Source organism: Nostocoides australiense Ben110 (assembly GCF_001050535.1).
GTDB classification, from domain to species: domain Bacteria; phylum Actinomycetota; class Actinomycetes; order Actinomycetales; family Dermatophilaceae; genus Nostocoides_A; species Nostocoides_A australiense.
In genome coordinates this window covers 3,618,515-3,621,874 of record NZ_HG764815.1, presented here as the reverse complement: position 1 = coordinate 3,621,874, position 3,360 = coordinate 3,618,515, and the positions used below count along the sequence as shown (strand labels likewise).

Here is a 3,360-nt window from a genome sequence, read left to right as displayed (position 1 = left end):
GCGGTGCTCGCGGGCGACCAGCCCTTCGTCGACGCGGCCGCGCTCGCCGAGTTGCGCGCTGCCCTGATCGCGGAGCCCGGCGCGGACGCGGCGGCCTATGTCACCGATGACGGTGTGCTGCAGTTCCTTTGCTCCGTATGGCGCGCGCCCGCCCTGCGCGCTCAGCTCGCGTCCGCCCGGGATTCGATGCGCTCGGTGTATGCCGGGGCGCGGGTCGTCCAGGTCCCCGACCAGCGGGCGGTGAGCGCCGATATCGACACGCCGGAGGATCTCGCCACGGCGCGCGCGCGGATCACGACGGCGGGCGAAGACGCTCCCCACCGACATACATATTGACGCTCTCGCCGCGCGCGAAGGCCAGCAACGTCATCCCGAGATCCCGGGCCGCCTCGACGGCCAGCGAAGACGGTGCCGACAGCGCAATGACGATCGGCACGCCGGCCATCGCGGCCTTCTGGACGATCTCGAAGGAGGCGCGGGAGGAGACGAGAAGGATGCCGCCGAACGGCACCTCGGCGCCGGCGCGCAGGGCCGCGCCGATGACCTTGTCGACGGCGTTGTGGCGTCCGACATCCTCTGCCGCAGAACGCAATTCGCCACCGGCGCCATAGAGCGCCGCCGCGTGGGTGCCGCCGGTCTTGGCGAAAGTGCGCTGCGCGGCGCCCAACCCCTCGACCAGCTCCGGGATGGTGGCGATATCGAGCGTGGTGTCGACGTCCGCGAGGCCGCCGCCGGGCAGCTTGGCGGCGAGCACCTCGATGGAGGCCGAGCCGCAGACCCCACACGCACTGGACGTCAGCCCCAGGCGCTGCGCGGCGGGCACCGCGGCGAGCGCCTCCGGGGCCAGGTCGACGTCGAGGACGTTGTAGGTGTTCTGCGGCGTGCCGTCCGGGCCGGTCTCCACGGCGCCGGCGCAATAGCGCGCGGTGCGCAGGTCCTCGGCCCGGCGCAGCACGCCTTCGGCGAGCAGCCAGCCGTGGACCAGGTCGAGATCGTCCCCGGGCGTGCGCATGGTGACGGTGAGCACCTGCCCGCCCGCCCGGACCTCGAGCGGCTCCTCCACCGCGACGACGTCCGCGCGCCGACGCGCACCGGAGGGGTCGGCATACCGCACCTTGGTGACCGGCAGGCGAGCGGTGACCCGGCCCATCAGCTCGTCACCAAGGGCCGTAGGGCCCCATCCGCTGCCCGCCCTTGCCCTGCGCCTGATCGAGGGCCGGGCGGACATCGGCGAGATAGACGGCGCCGGCGACGACGGCGAGCAGGCCGAAGATGTTGAGCGGGCTGAACAGCGTGACGAACCCGATCGCGGCGGCGACGCCGAGCAGGATCGTCCAGAACTGCTTGGTCCGCTTCCCCGCGGCGACGAAGGCGTCGGGGCGGCGGCGCAGCGCGTCGACGACGGCGAAGGCCTCCAGGCCGAGGGCGCCGGCACCGAGGATCAGCAGCACCCAGGACTGGACGGTGTGCAACATGCGCCAACGATAAGCGACCGACCTGCACGTGGCCTAGATCACGACACCCGAGTTTGCATTTTGCTAACTACAGCAAGCACAATGGAGGGGTGAAGACGAATCCGCTCGGCGACCTGGGCCAAACCCTGGGCGAGTACCTGCGCGAGCAGCGCCAGGCCGCGCGGCTGTCCGTCCGCCAGCTCTCGGAGCTCGCCGGCGTCTCCAACCCCTATCTGTCGCAGATCGAGCGGGGTCTGAAGAAGCCGAGCGCCGAGATCCTCAACCAGCTCGCCAAGGGTCTGCAGGTTTCCTCGGAGTCCTTGTACATCCGCGCCGGCCTTCTCGACGCCCACGAGGGCTCCGCCCCCGCTCGTCCGGAAACCCGTGCGGTCATCAAGTCCGACCCGCGACTGACCAGCCGCCAGAAGAGCACCCTGCTCGCCGTCTACGACAGCTTCGTCGACGCCGAGTCCACCCCCACTCCCCCCGAGATCCCCGCTTCCGAGCCGGCGCAGGCCCCGCGTCCGGCTCGGAAGCGTGCGGCCGCCAAGGCTCCCGCCGAGGCCGCCGCCCAGGCGTCGCACACCGCCTGACCCCACGCCCCGGCTTTCGCGAGCCGGCAACCGAAAGAAGGAAGATCGTGGCCAAGACCACCAAGAAGTTCGACCTCCGCAAGGCGGTCACCGAAACCACCGCGCCGGTCTACGCCTACATCGGCATGACCGACCTGCTCATCGAGCGGTTCCGCGAGGCCACCATCAAGGCCGGCGAGACCGCCGAGAAGAACCGCGCCGAGTTCGCTGCCCTGCCCACCAAGGTGCAGGAGAACGCCGCCGAGCTCATGGAGGAGCTGCAGAACGCGCCCGCCAAGGCTCGCGAGATGGCCGAGAAGGCGCAGGAGCAGTACGAAGAGCTCGTCACCCGTGGCGAGAAGCTCGTCGACCGCATCCGCAACCAGCAGTCCACCAAGGACCTCGTCGCCCAGGCCAAGCACACCGTCGAGATGACCGAGGACGCCGTCGAGACGGCCCGCAGGTCCTTCATGGACGTCGAGAAGTCCGCCAAGGCCACCTTCACCACCGGCCGCAAGGAGGCCGCGAAGTTCGTCGGCTCCGTCAGCGACACCGTGGCCCAGGACGCCAAGGAGGTCGCCGCCGAGGCCGAGGGCGCCGTCAAGCGCACCCGCACCGCGGCCAAGCGCACCACCACCACGGCCAAGAACCGCACCACCAAGACGCGCACCGCCGCCAAGACCGCCGGCACCAACGTCCGCAAGACGGCCACCGCCACCAGCAAGGCCACCAAGAAGGCCGCCGAGAAGGTCGGCGACTGAGCCCAACGGGGCTGACCCCATCGTGAAGGGGGTCCGGAGGAGTAGTCCCCGGGCCCCCTTCGCCGTGCCCGGGTATGCCGCGGTGGGCTACTCTCGCCAGGCGTGAGCACCCCCGACGCCCCCGCCGTCCTGACCGAAGCGCCCGTGCTGGCCCACATGCTGCGGGGCGGCTTCGTCGAATCCGTGCACCGCGCGAGCGTCGCCGTCACGGCCGCGGACGGCTCGATCGAGCGGGTGCTCGGCGATGGCGTGAGCCCGATCTTCCCGCGATCGGCCAACAAGCCGCTGCAGGCCCTGGCGATGGTCCGTCTCGGGCTCGACCTGCCCGACCACCTGCTGGCGCTGGCCTGCTCGAGCCACTCGGGCCTGCCCTATCACCTGGCCGGCACCCGGGAGATCCTCGCCGTCGCGAGCCTGGACGAGAGCGCCCTGCAGAACACTCCCGACTATCCCTACGATGCCGCCGAGCGGGACCGGGTGATCGCCGGCGGCGAGCCGAAACGCGCTGTCTACCAGAACTGTTCGGGCAAGCACGCCGGGATGCTCGTCACCTGCGCCGGCCAGGGCTGGCGG

The 3,360-nt window shown here is 71.1% G+C and carries 6 protein-coding genes; 4 read left to right on the top strand and 2 right to left on the bottom strand.

The window, feature by feature from the left end:
* Positions 1-336 (top strand): molybdenum cofactor guanylyltransferase (mobA, locus tag BN11_RS17755; protein WP_048699630.1); only part of this gene is annotated, 336 nt, incomplete at its 5' end.
* Here mobA and fdhD read toward each other — a convergent pair.
* Both fdhD and BN11_RS17745 read right to left on the bottom strand, forming a co-directional pair.
* Positions 293-1,150: a formate dehydrogenase accessory sulfurtransferase FdhD gene (fdhD, locus tag BN11_RS17750; RefSeq protein WP_048699629.1), complete on the bottom strand. Its 858-nt coding sequence runs from the start codon at positions 1,148-1,150 to the stop codon at positions 293-295. The two genes, mobA and fdhD, sit on opposite strands and share 44 nt — an antisense overlap.
* Positions 1,151-1,157: 7 nt before the next feature.
* The gene (locus tag BN11_RS17745) at positions 1,158-1,475 is read right to left on the bottom strand and encodes a DUF2516 family protein (protein WP_048699628.1); all 318 of its coding nucleotides are present in this window, start codon (positions 1,473-1,475) and stop codon (positions 1,158-1,160) included.
* 89 nt (positions 1,476-1,564) lie between these two features.
* Between BN11_RS17745 and BN11_RS17740 the strand changes: the two genes are divergently transcribed.
* From BN11_RS17740 to BN11_RS17730, 3 genes are all read left to right on the top strand, one after another.
* A complete protein-coding gene (locus BN11_RS17740) occupies positions 1,565-2,047 on the top strand; it encodes a helix-turn-helix domain-containing protein (protein WP_048699627.1) in 483 nt (160 codons plus the stop codon).
* 47 nt (positions 2,048-2,094) lie between these two features.
* On the top strand, positions 2,095-2,787 hold the full coding sequence (locus BN11_RS17735; protein WP_048699626.1) for a hypothetical protein: 693 nt from the start codon (positions 2,095-2,097) through the stop codon (positions 2,785-2,787).
* Positions 2,788-2,889: 102 nt separating this feature from the next.
* Positions 2,890-3,360, top strand: a 471-nt coding sequence (locus BN11_RS17730) for an asparaginase (protein WP_048701893.1), incomplete at its 3' end; no start/stop codon positions are given.

Bases quoted from the DNA above. Each gene is read 5' to 3' on its own strand.
- fdhD (WP_048699629.1), bottom strand. From the start codon at position 1,150: ATGGGCCGGGTCACCGCTCGCCTGCCGGTCACCAAGGTGCGGTATGCC.
- BN11_RS17745 (WP_048699628.1), bottom strand. From the start codon at position 1,475: ATGTTGCACACCGTCCAGTCCTGGGTGCTGCTGATCCTCGGTGCCGGC.